Raw genomic sequence first — 17,759 nt, forward strand, 5'->3', positions numbered from 1 at the left:
CAATTAATGGCATTGCCTAAAGTGCGTTAAATTCCCGCAGAATCCAGCATTTTCAGGTTGTTTGGGTATACAGTCCTATAAACGCGACTCTGTGCAAAAAGGGTTATCCCGCAAACATTTTTATAGCTGACACCTTCCCCTTACCTCCCAAGCACATTATTTATTCAAAACAAAGTCATTTAACTTATTTTTGCAAGCAAGATCACACAAGCGCCTTTTCAAGAACCTTAGAATAGAGCCTCGTAACAGCCCGCACTATGGACCCACTCGTGCCACACTCTGCTCATTTATTTTCGTTAAGAATTGCCCACGCACTCACCGAAGCCTGTGTAAAAGATAAATACTCTTTAAAACGTTTTGGACAAGATATTCTCGCCGGCCTCACGGTGGGTATTATCGCAATTCCACTGGCGATGGCACTGGCCATCGCCAGTGGTGTAGCGCCGCAATACGGTCTGTATACCGCGATTGTTGGTGGTTTTATCATTGCCATGACGGGCGGTTCGCGCTACAGCGTCTCCGGACCTACCGCCGCCTTTGTGGTGCTGCTTTACCCCATAGCCCAGCAATTTGGCTTAGCGGGATTATTAATTGCCACTGTGATGTCAGGCATGATGTTAGTCGCTATGGCCATGCTGCGCCTTGGGCGCTTGATCTTATATATTCCAGAATCCGTAACCTTAGGCTTTACCGCTGGGATTGGAATTGTCATTGCAACCTTGCAGCTTAAGGACTTTTTCGGGCTGCAGATCGAACACATGCCTGAGCAATATTTCTCTAAAATGATGGTCCTAGGCAAAGCGCTCCCCACGATGCACTTGCCTAGCCTATTAGTCGCAACGATCACATTAGCGACGATGTTACTCTGGCCAAGATTAAAAATTCATATTCCGGCCCATTTACCGGCTATTGCCTTAGGCAGCATAGTCGCCTTAGTGCTAAATGCGATGGGTGCGGATATTGAAACCATAGGGACACGTTTTCATTACCAATTAAGTGACGGTACCACTGGCACAGGGATACCTCCCGTGCTCCCGAGTTTCGAATGGCCTTGGTTGCAAGCGGGTGCCAATGGACAGGCCTTCGAATTTAATCTTGCCACCTTTCAAGCCTTACTTCCCGCAGCCTTTGCCATTGCCATGTTAGGAGCCATTGAATCCCTCCTGTGCGCCGTAGTGCTCGATGGTATGACGGGTAAACGCCACAGCGCCAATAGTGAATTACTCGGCCAAGGCATTGGTAATATCATCACGCCTTTTTTCGGTGGCATACCAGCCACGGCCGCAATAGCGCGTAGTGCAGCCAACGTCAAAGCGAGGGCTCAGAGTCCAATCGCTTCGATGACCCACGCACTCGTAGTATTAATAGGTTTAGTCGCCTTAGCAGGAGTGCTCGCCTACTTACCCATGTCAGCCATGGCGGCATTGCTACTGGTGGTCGCTTGGAATATGAGTGAGGCGCCAAAGGCAGTGCATTTAGTCAAAACAGCGCCCACCAGCGACATCTTAGTCTTTTTGAGTTGTTTTTCTTTGACTGTGATTTTCGATATGGTGATAGCCATCAGCGTAGGTATTATTCTTGCGGCTTTGCTTTTTATGAAAGAAATTGCAGAAATGACAAAACTTTACGACATCAGTAGCAATAAGCGCTATGTCGATCAAGAGCTACCTGCCGATTGGGCTGTGATCAAAATTAATGGGCCGCTATTCTTTGCCGCAGCCGATCGCATTTTTGCCGAAATAGCGACCCTGACCCAAGATAAGCAAGTGATAGTGCTGTACCTCGACGGGGTGTCAATTCTCGATGCCGGTGGTTTAGCGGCACTCACCAAATTGATTGAGAAATGCAAAATTAACCACACCAAACTTATCGTTGCCGATTTGCAATTCCAACCCATTCGTACATTGGCAAGGGCCAAAATTCAGCCTATCGAAGGTGTACTCAAGTTTTACCCCACGCTACGTGAAGCCTTAGCCGAAGCGCCAGCAGTGACCCATACCTTGCAAAGCTAAACAAAGTCCCTTCCTTAACAGGTTTCCCCGACGGCTACATCAGTTAGCTTTAGGGGAAATGGCGGGTACAAGATGGTACTCGCCCTAGTTTTATGAACACTCAATTCCGTGCTTAGGACACTATTTTTGCGCGCAAAAAACGCCAGAAATGGCGCTTTACATGGTATTATTCTGCGCCATGATGCTCCCCGCCATTACTGACGCATTGGGCATCAACTGTACCCAGACCTGAGACAAGGTCAAAATATAATTAAAATTAGTGAGTTAAGGAGTTATCATGCAAGCCCTTGTTGCTGTTGTTATGGGTTCTAAGAGTGATTGGCCCACTATGGAAGCCGCCGCTGAGATCATGGATAAACTGCAAGTGCCTTATCATGTTGAAGTGGTATCCGCCCATAGAACGCCAGATAAACTGATGGAGTTTGCAGCCACCGCCGCTGATCGTGGTTTTAAGATCATTATTGGTGGTGCGGGGGGAGCAGCGCACTTACCAGGCATGATTGCTTCGAAAACTCGCTTACCCGTATTAGGCGTACCCGTACAGAGCAAGGCGCTTTCAGGCATGGACAGCCTGCTATCTATCGTACAAATGCCTAAAGGAATTGCCGTTGGCACCTTAGCCATAGGTACCGCTGGTGCCTTTAATGCAGGATTACTGGCTTGCCAAATTTTAGCCAATAATGATGCCAAGCTTGCCACACGCTTAGAAGCCTTTAGAGAAGAACAAACCCGTGCGGTGCTGGACAATCCCGATCCGAGGGAAGCCTAATGACCCAGACAAACACAAAGCAGAGGGTGTGGGTGTTAGGTAATGGCCAATTAGGAGCCATGCTGACCCACGCAGGTGCACCACTGGCAATTGATGTCCGTGCAGTGGATATTATGACACCAACGGATGAGATCCTCCCTCTCGCTCCCCAAGATATTATTACCGCCGAGCGTGAGCAGTGGCCTGAATCTAGCTTGAGTTTACAACTAAGTAGCCACCCTCAGTTTATTAACGGCCCCGTATTTAGTCGCCTAGCAGATCGTTACAGCCAAAAAAGTTTGCTCGACCAAATCAATGTACCTACCGCGCCTTGGACACTCGTCGATGACCATACCCAAGTCGATAATCTCTACCAAAATTTTGGTGCGCGCGTATTAATGAAACGCCGCACAGGTGGTTACGATGGCAAAGGCCAACACTGGCTAAAACAAGCTGAAGCCAGTGATATTCCACAGGATTGGCGCAATTTAGCCATTGCCGAACAGGCCATTAACTTTGATGAGGAAGTGTCATTAGTGGGCGTGCGCACCCGCGAAGGGCAATGCATATTTTACCCCTTGACGCTCAATCTCCATCAAGATGGCATTTTGATGGCTTCTATTTCGCCATTGGCACGCCTTACGCCCCTGCAAGCCCAGGCCGAAGCAATGCTCAGCGCCATCATGCACGAACTAGACTATGTCGGTGTGATGGCGATGGAATGTTTCCGTGTTGGCAATAGTTTATTGGTCAATGAATTAGCCCCTCGCGTACATAACTCGGGCCACTGGACGCAAGCCGGCACCCATATGGATCAATTCCAGCTACATTTAAGGGCCCTGTGTGGCATTGCCATTCCACAGCCGCAGGTGAACTTTCAATGTGTGATGGTCAACCTTATCGGTATCGATAATGACCTACGTTGGTTAAGTTTGCCTAATGCAGAACTGTATTGGTACGACAAGGAAGTGCGCCCAGGTCGAAAGGTGGGACATTTAAACCTTTCGGTGCCTAATCAAACTGTACTCAAGGACAGCATTGTCGCATTGCAAGCTTGGATGCCAGCCCAGTATCAGGCCCCGCTTGCATGGGTGTTGGCGGAATTTGCCAAACACCATAATTAATTTAGCCTCTGTTACAATAAATGCTGATATGGAATGGAACTAGATTTCATATCAGTTTATTTTTCAATATTTGTTATATACTTAGCCATACTCAGCGTGAATGAGTTAGTGATGCATCTTGTTTTACTACCGCTAGCAAGGGCACGAATAAAGGAACTTTCGAGTGAAATTAAGGGATAACTTTAAACGTAAAACCATAGACCGCTTAGATTATCGCTACCACTTATTGTTACTGATTGTACCAATAGTGCTATTCGTTTTGCTGTTTGTCTTTAATGCCCCCACCGAAGGCTGGACTATCTTGCCCCTGCTGTTTGTTTGCCTTATCTATGTGATTGCCTACAGCTTAATTTACTACCTGCATCAAGGTCGTCTGAGTCGCCTCTGGTTACATTTTGGAGCAAGTGGTGAATATTAATGACGCCATTTATGAGCTTGCCCATTTGTCGAGCCATTATAAAAATGAGCACGCCTTTCTTGATGCCCTGCTCAATAAGGCGGTCTGCATTATTAATGGCGCTGAAATGGGTAGCATTATTAAAGTAAACGAAATCAGCCATAAACTGCATTTTGAATCCGTAGTAGGCCTCGACCTAGCCAAGTTGAAACAACTTAATTTTACCTTAGAGCAATCCTTTGAATACCGCCTAACGAAGGGAAAGTGCGACCGGGTCGTGGTCGTTAACGATATGAAAAATATCAACTCCGGCAGTACATTATCGAAAGAAGCCCAACAAATTTTACTGACCGCGGCCAAACATCCAATACGTTCTACACTCTCAAGCCCCATTCGTATCGATGGCAAACTCTACGGCATGCTTAACCTCGACAGCAGCAGTGTGGGAGCCTTTAGTGACTACGACCGTAATTTAGTCTCGATTCTGACACACGAGGCCAGCAATGCGATTGCCCTATATCAGAAGTCACAACAAATCACTAAACTCGCCAATTTCGATTCATTAACCGGACTCTCTAATCGCAAAAACTTTGAGGATGCCCTGCACCACTGGCAAGCTAAACCTCATCTTGGGAGTTTTTTGATCATTATCGATATGGATAACCTCAAGGCCATTAACGATACCTATGGTCATCAAGTGGGTGATACCGCCATTAAGCGAGTTTCCTCCGCTATTTTGAGCTATTGGCAAAATAAGGGGATTATCTCGCGCTTTGGAGGGGATGAGTTCGTTGCTCTTTGCCACGGACCTAAGGAACAACTTGAAAACGACCTCGATGAAATCCGCATCGAGTTGCATCAAGATCAATTGAGCCTAGGTTTTAGCTTTGGGATAGCTCCGTTTGATAGCGACTGGTCAACCGCCTTTAAGCAAGCCGACCATGCTATGTATGAGCAAAAACGCGCTAAGAAAAAAGCCATTCACGCATTAGAAACCTTTGCGGCAAAAACATAAATCGTATTAAACCTTATGATTACCCTTGAGGCGACTAACCATCGCGACTAACCAAAGAATAATCGCCACAGCCAAGATGAGTCTAAATCCTCTTTACAGCTTTGATATTGGGCCGCATAACGCTTAGCTCTGTCGTCAACCTTAGCCGCCACTTTGACTAACCAAGCCTTAGATTTGTAACTACCACGACGATATCCCCCCCATCCTTCGTGATAATTGAGATACTGTGCTCTCGCATCCCATTTTGATACACCATTGATCTTATTTGTTTTATAAATAAACCAGCCCATAAAATCCATGGCATCATCAAAATCACTGCGACTCGACCAACCGTTACCCGTCTCACGCACATAATCGTCCCAGGTCATCGTTTTGGCTTGGGCATAGCCATAGGCATCACTCGCCCTTCCAATGGGAATAAAGCCTAAAAAATACTCCATCGGAGGCGCCGCATTATGCTTAAACGAGCTTTCTTGGTACATCATGGCAAGTGGCACATGCACTGGCACACCCCATTTGTCTCGGGTATCTTTGGCTGCGTCATACCAAGAGCGGTGTTCTTGAAAAATATCACACAGATTGTCGGGGGATTTTGGGGGCGATGTGGCACATCCTGAGAGTAACCCTATGGATGCACAGAGTAGTATTGCATAATGCCAGTTCATTAATCGCTTGTTCTCCATAGTATTAAGACGCCCAATGATGGCATACACTCACAACAAGGCAAACATAAAATCCCCTTTGTACTCCTAGGTAAAACAGACAGCGATCCACAGCAACACTAGGACTATTTGGTTTCTGGAGCCAATTCAAGTTGGCATTCATGGTCTTCCTGTTGCCACACTCCGGGCTCCCAGTAGGAAGAATCCTTACCCATGTAGCGCTTATCTGTATGGAACAAGGCGCCAATATGGTAACGCTGGTTGCCTTCGACAATGAGCTTAAATGTTTTAGGCGCACGGGCACTGAGTGTGACCCCCAGAGAGGGATCATCGATGAGTTCTGCCACTGTAAACTCATAATCCCCTGGTGCGAGTTGGTAATTTGGTTTAGAAATAACGGCTTGACCATTTAAGTGTGTCACTACGACACGATACCAGTGGGTACTGACGTCGGGCTGCAAATAGCCCGAAACAGTCCCACAACGGAGCGGATCTTCGGGCGAGCTTGCGCAGCCCGATAATAAGGTGCTGACACCGAACAACCCCGCCACCAGTCCCAATCGTGGCATATTTATTCCTCGGACTATCACGCCCTCACTCCAAAATAGTCATCGAGATAATCATCAAAGGAGACGGCACTTTGCTCGTCCTCCAATATCGCCTGTTTCTCCAATGAACTTTTTGCTTCGGCTTGATACTGGGCAATGGTCTCGTCAGAGAGCGGATAATCGATAAAGTACTGATAATATTGCTGAGAAAGTGTCATAACCCAATGTCCATGGTCTTCTCCCTTAGCAATTAAATGCTGACTCACTTGCCCAGATAGGGTCAGATTAGGGTCATCCACGGCGCGGTGCCAATGGGCTAAGGCGGCTTGATAGTCGGTTCCTTCACCATCTAACAACTTAGCAAGGGGTTGTAACTCATCGAACAAGGTTGCAAGCCAAGTCTTCAATGGCAAAGCCCCTGTCGAGGTTAATAACTCAAGGCCAGGTTTACGTCCTTCAAGCACAACCGATTTAAGATTCGCACTCAGGCGCGCTTCTTCGTCGGGATCCGACTTAGGTGATTCGGTTAATAAACAGTAGAGTAGGAATAAATCGAGGAAACGAACTTGGCTCGCTTCAATGCCGATGGGGCTAAAGGGATTAACATCTAATGCCCGTACTTCAATATACTCAACTCCCCCACGGGCGAGCGCTTCTGAGGGCTTTTCACCACTTCGAGTCACGCGCTTAGCACGGATGGGCGAGTAAAACTCGTTTTCGATCTGCAAGACATTGGCATTAAGCTGTCGATACTCCCCGTCAACCTTAACCCCTATATTGGCAAAATTTGCCGATGGCATTCTAATGGCCGCATTTACGCCCGCTAAATACTCAGGTAAAGAGTTGTAGCTGATGTTGAGATCTTCCTGCTCTTTGTTGGTGTAGCCTAAATCACTCATTCGCAGAGAGGTCGCATAGGGTAAATACAAGGTGCCTTGGCCTGACTTTTCAAACTGCAGATCGGTTTTCTGCCCCTTAATAAAAGAGCTACACAGGGCAGGTGAAGCACCAAAGAGGTACGGCAATACCCAGACTAGACGGCGGTAATTGCGGATCAGTCCAAAATAAGATTCAGAGATAAAAGCATCAAATGTCAGGCTCTTATCACTGAGTTCATAGAGACGCTGCCACAGCGCCTGCGATACCGAAAAGTTAAAGTGTACCCCTGAAATAATCTGCATTAGGGCACCATAACGATAGGTTAACCCCTTGCGATATAAAGTTTTCATTTTGCCAGTGTTCGATGAGCCATAGCGGGCAACGGGAATATTGTGCTCATCTTTTACATAGCAGGGCATACTCACTGGCCACAAACGCTGGCCATTTAAATGGCGGAGGCTAAAGGCATGGGTTTCGGTCAACCCCTGTAAGAGTGCCTCAACCTGATTATTCACTGGTGTAATAAATTCGAGTAACGCTTCACTATAATCTGTAGTAATGCGCGAATGCATTAACGCTGATCCCAATTCGCGGGGATGCGTATCCATAGCAAGGAAACCAGACCCATCGATCCGTAAAGCCTCACGCTCTATGCCACGTAACATACCTAAGAGTGCGGTGCGCCCATGAGCGTCCGAGAGATATTGTACTAATTCATTGAATGGCTTCAATTTTGCGCTTCTCTGATTGGTGATTCGCTATCGCGACATGGTTAACAGTCAGACCTTTATTTTGAGGCTTATCTTTCAAAATACGCCTCAAAATAAATCTAAACCTGTGTATGGGGCAAGCCAAATTACATTCTTTTATGGCAAAACGCAGACGGTGACAGCTAATGCTGTCACCGTCTTTCGATGTCAATTTATGACGAATGGTCGTTAACTAACGCCCTCGTCCATCATCTATATAAGGGCGAAATACCAATTTACAACACTAAAGTTTCAATTGGATAGCCCAATGTTGCTAAATCCGCTTCAATTTTAGCCTTATCCCCCACCACTAAGATAATCATTTGCTTGATATCTAGCTCGGAAGCCGCAAGGACATTGAGTTCATCTTTTGTTACAGTATTGATGATCTTATCCTGCTTCTCGGTAAAATCTTGGCTTAGCTGATAACGCTGGATCATTCGCATAAACCCCGCTTTTTGATAGGGAGTCTCATAATCGAGAGCCTGACCTTGGGAAACAGAATTGCGCATAAAGGCAAGTTCAGCGTCCGTCATCCCTTCTTGCTGATAGGCACTGATCTCCTTCACAAATTCGCTTAAGGCCTTAGCCGTGACATCGGTACGTACATCGCTCGATGCCATAAAATCCCCTACTTCGGCGCCACCAGAAAAATGAGTTCGAGCACCATAGGTGTAACCTTTATTCTCACGTAAATTCAGATTGATACGACTGTTAAAAGCACCACCTAAAGGGTAATTCATCAGTGAGACTTTAAAATAATTCCCGGTGGCATCATAGGGCAGAGCACGCTTAGCGATATTGATCACCGATTGCGCCGCCCCTGGTTTATCAATCAGATAAATCGTGCCTCCCTTCAATAACGGAAATGGCTTTAAAGGAGGCAGCACTGTGGCTTGACCTTGCCATTGGCTTAACCCAGCTAATTTAGGTAGCAGGGCCGCCTCAGAGAGATCCGCAACTGTGATGATTTTTGCATTAGCACCACGATATTGCTCTGCGTAAAAGGCTTTCACGTCCTCAAGGGTTAAGGCGGCAACAGAATCTAAGGTCCCAGCATCACTCACCCCGAGGGCGTTATTCTTGCCATAGAGCAAGCTATACAGCGCAGAGTCGGCGACATAGCCAGGATCCGACTGCATATGTTGAATTTGCTGCAACTGTTGCTGCTTCACGCGAGCAAAATCAGCCTCGTTGAAGGCAGGCTGAAATAGCTTTTCTTCTAATATGGCTAAGGTGTTATCCAAATGCTCGGTGAGTGCCGAGACCTTAATCGTGCTTTGGGTTTCGGATGCACTAAAGTCCACCGTACTGCCTAACATCTCGAGCGCCTGCGATAATTGCTCAGTCGAGCGCTTTTGAGTCGACTCATTCAGCATCTCTGCGGTTAAGCTCGCAAGCCCCGCCTTTTCAACGGGCACCAATCTATGTCCACCGTTAAGATAAACCACCAATTCCACGGTCGGCGTTTCCAAACTCTGTGTCCCCATGACCTCAATGCCATTCGCTAGCTTAGTCGTCCAAATTTTAGGGGCTTTTAACATAGGCGCCGCCCCCGATTTTGGCATGATTGAACGGTCAACATGGGAGATGATTTTTGCCGTTGGCAACTCGCCTTCGACAGCGGTTTGTGCAACAGGCAAGGTTTGTGGCGTAACGTTATCGGGATGGGCGACGAGTGCCGTCATCCCCTCTGGCACCACGCTCATGACTAGCCGAGGTTTATCTTTTATATACTGATTAAAGACACGCATCACATCGTCTTTAGTTACATTGGCATAGCGTGCAAGATCGGCGGCAATCTTATTAGGATCGCCAAACATGGTTTGATTCAAGGCTAGTGTCGTCACTTTACCTTTCACGCTTTGTAAGGCAAAAATGCTATCGGCTTCAAATTGCACCTTCACTTTTTGCAGATCTTCATCGGTGACACCGCGTTGCTCAAATTCATTAATAGAGTCGAGGATCCTCTGCTCAAGATCCGCCAAGTTAGCACCCTTTTCAGGGTTTGCCAGTGCGTAAATCAACATCTGACAGGCTAATTCTTGACAGGGTTGGCTCACATTGGCTTGCACTGCATAGCCATCTTTAACCAAGTTTTTATACAGCAAGGAGGTTTTTCCACCCCCTAAAATATTCGCAAGGAGGTCGAGTGCAGCTTCATCGGGATGACTGGCATACACTGTCGGAAAACCAATACGGATAAGTGGCAAATGCACCTTATCCTCCATCGAGATATAACGGGTCTTATCCAGATGAATTACGGCTTTGGGCTCGGGTAAAGCCTCGGGGCCACGGGGTATTTCGCCAAAATATTTGTTCACCCATGCTAGGGTTTGCATTTCGTCGAAATCACCGCCTATGGTCAATGTGGCATTGTTCGGTCCATACCAGCGTTGGAAAAAGTGTTTCACATCATCCACTGTAGCCCGATTAAGATCCTCCGGCCAGCCGATAACAGGCCAAGAGTAAGGGTGTCCAACGGGATAAAAAGCTTGGTTAAACCGCTCACTCATTCGGCCATAGGGTTGATTATCAATGCGTTGTGCGCGCTCATTTTTCACTGTCTTGCGCTGCACTTCAAACTTTTCACTGGTCAGCGCCGGCAATAAAAAGCCCATTCGGTCTGACTCGAGCCAAAGCATTTTTTCGAGCTGGTTGCTCGGCACTGTCTCAAAATAGTTGGTTCTATCCGTGTTGGTTGAACCGTTAAGCGTGCCGCCCGCTTCGGTCACGACCTCAAAATGTTGCTCATCGGCAACATGTTCTGAACCTTGGAACATCATATGCTCAAATAAATGGGCAAAACCTGAGCGCCCCGCGAGTTCACGGGCAGATCCTACATGGTAAGTGACATCCACATGCACTAGAGGATCTGAGTTATCCTGATGCAGAATAACGGTCAAACCATTGGCTAATTGATATTTTTTATAGGGAATACCAACGTGTAGATCAGCAAGTTGTACATTTTCAACGAGGCTAACACCAGCGGGTAAGCTCGTAGTCGTGGTATCGGATGCACAACCGGCTAAAGCGGTAGAAATCGCTAGTGCTAATATCCATTTTTTCAAAATATTCCCCTTACACATCAATTGTTCAGAAAACAGCTAAATCTATAAACAATGTTTTTGAAGACTCGAGTTACTATGACTTAACCACAGCAACTAAGTTCCTATTAATACAAGAATTTATCCCTATGACAACCGTTAAATGGGACCGAACTATTGTACTAACACTTACGTAAACCAGTGCATAACGGCCGCAACAATGAGTAGGTAACGTATTGTTTTTCCTACGAGTATCATCAAAAATGATGCTGATAGGGGCAACTTTAACCACCCTGCCAGCAGACATAATATATCCCCAATCACAGGCGCCCATGAAAGCAATAGCGCCCAGACGCCATAACGATCTATCAAACTTAACCCTTTGGCATACTTTGTTCCACTCAACTCCTCAGGCGACTTGGCAAAGCGTCCTAATCGCCCCAAGTAGAAACTCGTCATCGCACCGAGTGTGTTACCAATCGTCGCCACCACCACTAGGGAAAACCAAGTTTCAGGCGCTTGATTTAAAAGCGCAATAAGCAAAACCTCAGATCCCCCCGGTAATAAAGTTGCCGCTAAAAACGCACCAGAAAACATGAGACTTAATTCGGACATAAGTGATGACCCAGTGAAAACATACTGCAGTGTAGAAATGCATTGCCCAAATAGCATGGTTAAGCAAATGTAACTCGCAACCTTTTTGAAACAACCCCATTTATCACAATAAGTTATAAGAAAATCGGTTTGTTATAACCCCACTTCTATCTATACAATGCATTTAATGGAAAACATCTCCTTTACCAGACGAGTTCGCTGACTTCAATGGAAGGCACATCCTAGCATCTCGGGTCTATGGACTTGTACTTAATATTATTTTTTGAGAAAACGCATGAACCTTCAAACTATTAGTCGCATTCCTTTTTGGCAAAAAGTCCTCGCAGGTTTTATTTTAGGGGCGCTTGTTGGCGTCATTTTAGGAGAAACAGCGACCGTACTGAAACCCTTAGGTGACTTATTTATCAGTGCTATCAAGATGTTGGTTGCACCTTTGGTATTCTGTGCCATTGCTGTAAGTATTACCTCCCTAGGTTCGCAGATCAGCTTGAAGCGCCTGAGTTTAAAGACCTTAGGACTATTTATGCTAACGGGCACCATCGCTTCATTGATAGGTTTAGCCGTGGGCTCGATGATCGATATGGGCGGCACTATGGAGCTAACAGCAACCGAAGTGCGCGAGCGAAACATTCCTGGCTTTGCACAGGTTTTACTCGATATGATCCCAGTGAACCCTTTCGCTTCTTTAGCTGAAGGTAAGGTACTGCAGATTATTGTGTTTGCCGCTTTAGTTGGAATCGCTATCAATAAAGTGGGTGAGAAAGCCGAACCACTGAAGCGCACCATAGAAGCCGGTGCTGAAGTCATGTTCCAACTGACTCGCATGGTGTTAAAGCTAACCCCTATCGGTGTATTTGGCTTAATGGCTTGGGTTGTCGGCGCATATGGTTTATCGACCCTCTTACCCCTAGGTAAATTTATCGCCGCTATCTATATTGCGGCGCTCATCCACATGATTTTTATCTACGGGGGCTTAGTTAAATTTGCCGCAGGCTTAAGCCCAGTGCAGTTTTTCCGTAAAGCTATGCCTGCACAATTGGTAGCTTTTAGTACTTCCTCAAGTTTTGGCACATTACCCGCGAGCACTCGTGCCGTTGAAACGATGGGAGTATCAAAGCGCTATAGTGCCTTTGTGATGCCATTAGGCGCCACCATGAATATGGATGGTTGTGGTGGAATTTACCCCGCGATAGCCGCTATCTTTATCGCCCAGATTTATAATATTCCCCTCGATACCTTGGATTATGTGATGATTGCCGTCACAGCCACTGTTGCATCAGTGGGAACCGCAGGGGTCCCAGGCAGTGCAATGGTGATGCTGACTGTCACCTTAGGTGTGATTGGTTTACCACTTGAAGGCATTGCCTTTATTGCCGCGATTGACCGTATTATCGATATGATCCGTACTGCAACCAATGTGACGGGCGATATGATGACCGCAGTAGTGATCGGCAAATCAGAAAATGAGCTCGATGAAGCGCAGTTTTACTCGAATGACACACAAGAGACGGCGCCAGCCAGTGCTCAGTAACAATTGAATATCGAAAGACCGCTACGGCGGTCTTTTTTATGGGGAAATAACAACCAATAACCCGTGGGATACCTATAAAATCAAAATCGATTACCACCAATAAGATCAAACTGTTAAACTCATTGATACCAGACTGCTATGATGCTAAACAAAAAAGTTGAGCCATTATGACTAAACTCTTTTTAATCCCGTTGATACTGTGTTTGCTATGGACACTGTTTTTAAAAGCCAATGGACTTCCCCTCGCCCAGGGCAAACGCGGATTCATTTATATTATCGCCATCTGTGGGACTTTGATTTTACTATTGATGCTATTACTGTGGCTGACCGCATAAAAAAGCCTACTCGTCCTGAGTAGGCTGTTAGTTAAGCCGCTGCCGTTAGCCAAGCACGGCGAGTAATATCCCTGCCGCAACCGCCGAGCCTAATACTCCAGCCACATTCGGCCCCATGGCGTGCATCAACAGGAAGTTATGCTGATTCGCTTCCAATCCCACTTTGTTTACGACTCGCGCCGCCATAGGCACCGCCGACACACCAGCGGCACCGATCAATGGATTTACTTTTCCCCCCGACAACTTACACATCAGTTTTGCCATTAACACACCTGCGGCAGTGCCAATACTAAATGCTAAGGCCCCTAAAATTAAAATGCCTAAAGTTTCGACACGCAAAAATTGCTCGGCGGAAAGTTTAGATCCCACAGCTAAACCTAAAAATATAGTCACGATATTAATAAGCTCGTTTTGCGCCGTTTTTGATAATCTATCCACCACGCCAGATTCACGCATCAAGTTACCAAGGCAAAACATGCCCACTAAAGGCGTCGCCGCAGGTAAGAATAGAATCGTTAGCCCCAGCACCATCAAAGGGAAAATAATCTTTTCCTTCTTACTGACCTCACGTAGCTGCTCCATTTTAATTTCACGCTCAGCTTGGGTGGTCAGTAAACGCATGATCGGCGGTTGAATAATAGGGACTAAGGCCATGTAGGAATAGGCCGCAACCGCAATCGCCCCCAATAGTTCAGGAGCCAACTTTGAAGCGAGGAATATCGCCGTAGGCCCATCGGCGCCACCAATAATGGCAATCGCCGCCGCATCTTTCATGGTGAACTCAAAGCCAGGGACTAAGTTAAGCGCTATCGCGCCAATCAGTGTCGCAAAAATGCCAAACTGCGCCGCCGCCCCTAACAACAGGGTTTTAGGATTCGCAATCAAAGCACTAAAGTCAGTCAACGCACCTACGCCCATAAAGATCAACAACGGGAACACCCCAGTCTCAATCCCCACGTGATAGGCGTAATACAGCATGCCACCTTCTTCGGTAAATCCCGCATGGGGAATATTTGCCAGCACTGCGCCAAAACCAATTGGTAGCAACAACAAAGGCTCAAACCCACGCACGATGGCGAGATACAAAAGCAAAGCGCCCACTGCCATCATCAGCACTTGCCCGCCCGTAAAGTGAGCAATCCCTGTTTCAGCCCAAAAAGCCATTAAACCTTCCATAATGACTCCTACGCCAAGGCCAGTAATTGAGAACCCACAGAAACAGAGTCACCTTCTTTCACCCAGAGCTTAGCGATAATGCCATCGCCCTGAGCACGAATTTCAGTTTCCATTTTCATGGCTTCTAAGATAATCACAACATCCCCTTCTCGGACTCGATCGCCAGGAGAAACATGCACTTTGAAGATATTCCCCGATAAAGGTGCACTCATTTCAAGAGTGATCTCACCGTGGCTTGCCGCTGGCCTAGTGGTATTAGAAGGTTGGATAGGCGTGGCAGCTTGGCCCTGCGGCTGGATCTGGCTTATTTCACCGCCAGCCGTCACTTCAACCACATATTCTTGTCCTTCAACTTTCACCGTATAGATTTCACTACCATTGGTCAGTGTTGGTGCAGAGGACAAGACTTCGGGTTTTGGTTCAAAAGCACTTGGATTATTACGATTTTTTAAGAACTGTAGCCCTATCTGCGGGAAGAGCGCATAGGTCAGCACATCATCGTCATGCTCTGATGATAGGAGAATGCCTTGTTCCTGCGCTTTTTGGGTCAACTCTAATCTTAACTTAACCAGCTCCGGCATTAATAGATCCGCAGGGCGACACGTAATGGCTTCGGCTCCTTGGAGTACTCTCGCTTGTAATTGGGAATCGACTGGCGCAGGCGTTGCACCATATTCGCCCTTGAGCACACCTTCAGTCTCTTTGGTCAGTGACTTATAACGCTCGCCCATCAACACATTAATGACCGCCTGCGATCCGACAATCTGTGATGTAGGCGTAACTAAGGGCAAGAATCCCAAATCGGCACGAACACGGGGAATTTCCTCCAAGACTAAGTCCATCTTATCGGCCGCACCTTGTTCCTTAAGTTGGCTCTCCATATTGGTCAGCATGCCACCAGGCACTTGTGCTCGTAAGATACGCGAATCGATGCCTTTTAGGGCACCTTCAAATTTAGCGTACTTCTTGCGCACTTCACGGAAATAAGCGGCAATCTCCTCAAGCAGCACCATATCGTAACCCGTTGCGCGCTCAGTATCTTCTACCATGGCAATAACGGTTTCTGTTGCCGTATGACCATAGGTTTGGCTCATAGAGGAAATTGCCGTATCGAGCACATCAACGCCCGCTTCAATCGCTTTCTGATAAGTGGCAGTACTCAGCCCAGTCGTTGCATGACAATGCATTGACAGCACAAGTTGCGTCTGGGATTTTAGTCGGCTGATAAGCTCAAAAGCTTCCATTGGCTTAAGCAATCCCGCCATATCTTTGATACACAAAGAGTCACACCCCATATCCTCGAGGCGTTTCGCCATATCCACCCAAGTATCAATCGTATGGACAGGGCTCGTAGTATAGGAAATCGTTCCCTGGGCATGGCCGCCCACTTGACGCACCGCTTTAACGGCAGTCTCAAGATTTCTTACATCATTCATCGCATCAAAAATGCGGAAAACATCGACGCCATTGGTATGGGCACGTTCGACAAAACGCCACACTAGATCATCAGCATAGTGGCGATAACCCAATAAATTTTGGCCCCGCAGCAACATTTGCTGTGGTGTATTTGGCATGGCCTTCTTCAGCTCACGAATTCTGTCCCAGGGATCTTCGCCAAGATAACGAATACAGGCATCAAAAGTCGCACCACCCCAAGACTCCAGCGACCAGAAACCGATCTGATCGAGCAATGGTGCTATGGGTAACATGTCGTCGATTCTTAAACGGGTAGCTAAGATCGACTGATGCGCGTCACGTAAAACGACATCGGTTAATACTAATGGCTTTGGTGCCACTGCTGAACATACTGAATTCATACTGCTCCCCATTATTTTGCGTGCGAACGAAATTGCTGAACGGCTAAGGTAATTGCAGCCACCACTTTGGGATCTAAAGTGCTAGCATTCGCAGTCGATTCTGATGCTCCACGCGGTGGATTAACTGCAATTTTGCTATTCACCGCCTCAGTTGCACACCATTTTGCGACCACATGGACGCCCAAAATAAGTACACTTAAAAACAAGTACACCAACCCCATCCCCAAAACCATAATGCCAACGGCATCGATTAGCTGCCCAGTTAACTCCCCCATATCCCTACAACTCCTTACTAATGAATACATTACTCATAAAAATTTTGATGGCTTTGGTTTCCAACGCTGAACTAAGAAACTCACTTTCCGCTGAGCCCACAAACACCAAAGCATACAAAATCACATTTAAAGATTATTCATTCACAACAGGTGAAGTACACCCTCACATTTACCGCTATTAAACATACCTAATTGAGGCAAACAACACCACAATAATGTAAATTGGTCTTACCAACATTAGTGAATTTATTGAGTACCATTGATGATTTCACATTAATTACTCTTTTAAATGTATATTCATCAGCTTAAAGCAGTAAACAATGAACCTAGCCCAGATATAATCTAAATGAAAACATCACTCCTTTGCTCAGGAATGAAACAATTGCCAGCAAACTGCACATTGATAATTTATGCAAAATGGCGTCTCTGTATTCCAACTTAGGTGACAACAATAGAAAGAGGTCTAAAACAACAATTCGAGTATGCCCATATCATTGACCTAGACTATTCGGCAGCGGGTAAAACAGAAGCTCAGCCAACATCAGGCGATGATTTCTCAGCGCCGTCAGAATGGAGCAAGTGTTTCTAGGGATGAAGCTATAGTGGGGTTTGCAGCCATACATGGAATGACTCTATCAGCGATACAAAGCGCTTAATAAAAACATGCTTAAATGATTGGACCGTGATGACTAAATTTTGATGAGAATAGGGATAAATGGGGCTATAGAGCGGGATGTTATAAAGTCCTAAATACAGATGCAAAAAAACCAGCTTATTCAGCTGGCTTCGTCACTGCTCTTTTCAGAGCTTATTAGGCGCTTGGCGATGA

The 17,759-nt window shown here is 46.5% G+C and carries 11 protein-coding genes and 2 pseudogenes; 5 read left to right on the top strand and 8 right to left on the bottom strand.

Annotated elements, in window-relative coordinates:
* The first annotated feature begins 269 nt into the window (after positions 1–269).
* From dauA to SOHN41_RS14170, 4 genes and pseudogenes are all read left to right on the top strand, one after another.
* Positions 270–2,012, top strand: coding sequence for a C4-dicarboxylic acid transporter DauA (gene dauA / locus SOHN41_RS14155; RefSeq protein WP_007650199.1), 1,743 nt, complete (start codon positions 270–272; stop codon positions 2,010–2,012).
* A 277-nt stretch (positions 2,013–2,289) separates the two neighbouring features.
* Positions 2,290–2,781, top strand: coding sequence for a 5-(carboxyamino)imidazole ribonucleotide mutase (gene purE / locus SOHN41_RS14160; RefSeq protein WP_007650201.1), 492 nt, complete (start codon positions 2,290–2,292; stop codon positions 2,779–2,781).
* On the top strand, positions 2,781–3,884 hold the full coding sequence (purK, locus tag SOHN41_RS14165) for a 5-(carboxyamino)imidazole ribonucleotide synthase (RefSeq protein WP_007650203.1): 1,104 nt from the start codon (positions 2,781–2,783) through the stop codon (positions 3,882–3,884). The genes purE and purK overlap by 1 nt, the downstream gene beginning before the upstream one ends.
* Before the next feature lie 163 nt (positions 3,885–4,047).
* Positions 4,048–5,296, top strand: a pseudogene (locus tag SOHN41_RS14170) (diguanylate cyclase domain-containing protein).
* Positions 5,297–5,343: 47 nt separating this feature from the next.
* Here the strand turns inward: SOHN41_RS14170 and SOHN41_RS14175 are convergent.
* From SOHN41_RS14175 to SOHN41_RS14195, 5 genes and pseudogenes are all read right to left on the bottom strand, one after another.
* Positions 5,344–5,961 (bottom strand): hypothetical protein, encoded by a 618-nt coding sequence (locus SOHN41_RS14175; RefSeq protein WP_007650209.1) that lies wholly within the window; start codon positions 5,959–5,961, stop codon positions 5,344–5,346.
* A 122-nt stretch (positions 5,962–6,083) separates the two neighbouring features.
* The gene (locus tag SOHN41_RS14180; protein ID WP_007650211.1) at positions 6,084–6,527 is read right to left on the bottom strand and encodes a hypothetical protein; all 444 of its coding nucleotides are present in this window, start codon (positions 6,525–6,527) and stop codon (positions 6,084–6,086) included.
* 17 nt (positions 6,528–6,544) lie between these two features.
* A pseudogene (gshA, locus tag SOHN41_RS14185) lies at positions 6,545–8,195 on the bottom strand (glutamate--cysteine ligase).
* A gap of 175 nt (positions 8,196–8,370) precedes the next feature.
* Positions 8,371–11,223 (bottom strand): M16 family metallopeptidase, encoded by a 2,853-nt coding sequence (locus SOHN41_RS14190; protein ID WP_037459206.1) that lies wholly within the window; start codon positions 11,221–11,223, stop codon positions 8,371–8,373.
* 147 nt (positions 11,224–11,370) lie between these two features.
* Positions 11,371–11,796 carry a YqaA family protein gene (locus tag SOHN41_RS14195; RefSeq protein ID WP_037459208.1) on the bottom strand — a complete coding sequence of 142 codons (426 nt, stop codon included), beginning with the start codon at positions 11,794–11,796 and terminating at the stop codon, positions 11,371–11,373.
* Positions 11,797–12,070: 274 nt separating this feature from the next.
* Between SOHN41_RS14195 and SOHN41_RS14200 the strand changes: the two genes are divergently transcribed.
* Positions 12,071–13,327, top strand: coding sequence for a dicarboxylate/amino acid:cation symporter (locus SOHN41_RS14200; RefSeq protein ID WP_007650216.1), 1,257 nt, complete (start codon positions 12,071–12,073; stop codon positions 13,325–13,327).
* A 380-nt stretch (positions 13,328–13,707) separates the two neighbouring features.
* Here SOHN41_RS14200 and SOHN41_RS14210 read toward each other — a convergent pair whose 3' ends face one another.
* The 3 genes from SOHN41_RS14210 to SOHN41_RS14220 are packed head-to-tail and all read right to left on the bottom strand — an operon-like array spanning position 13,708 to position 16,930.
* Entirely contained in the window at positions 13,708–14,838 is a 1,131-nt protein-coding gene (locus SOHN41_RS14210; protein WP_007650218.1) for a sodium ion-translocating decarboxylase subunit beta, read from the bottom strand.
* An 8-nt stretch (positions 14,839–14,846) separates the two neighbouring features.
* Entirely contained in the window at positions 14,847–16,655 is a 1,809-nt protein-coding gene (gene oadA / locus SOHN41_RS14215) for a sodium-extruding oxaloacetate decarboxylase subunit alpha (protein ID WP_037459211.1), read from the bottom strand.
* A gap of 11 nt (positions 16,656–16,666) precedes the next feature.
* Entirely contained in the window at positions 16,667–16,930 is a 264-nt protein-coding gene (locus SOHN41_RS14220) for an OadG family transporter subunit (RefSeq protein ID WP_007650220.1), read from the bottom strand.
* Positions 16,931–17,759: the final 829 nt, after the last annotated feature.

This window comes from Shewanella sp. HN-41, assembly GCF_000217915.1.
In the GTDB taxonomy this organism is placed as follows: domain Bacteria; phylum Pseudomonadota; class Gammaproteobacteria; order Enterobacterales; family Shewanellaceae; genus Shewanella.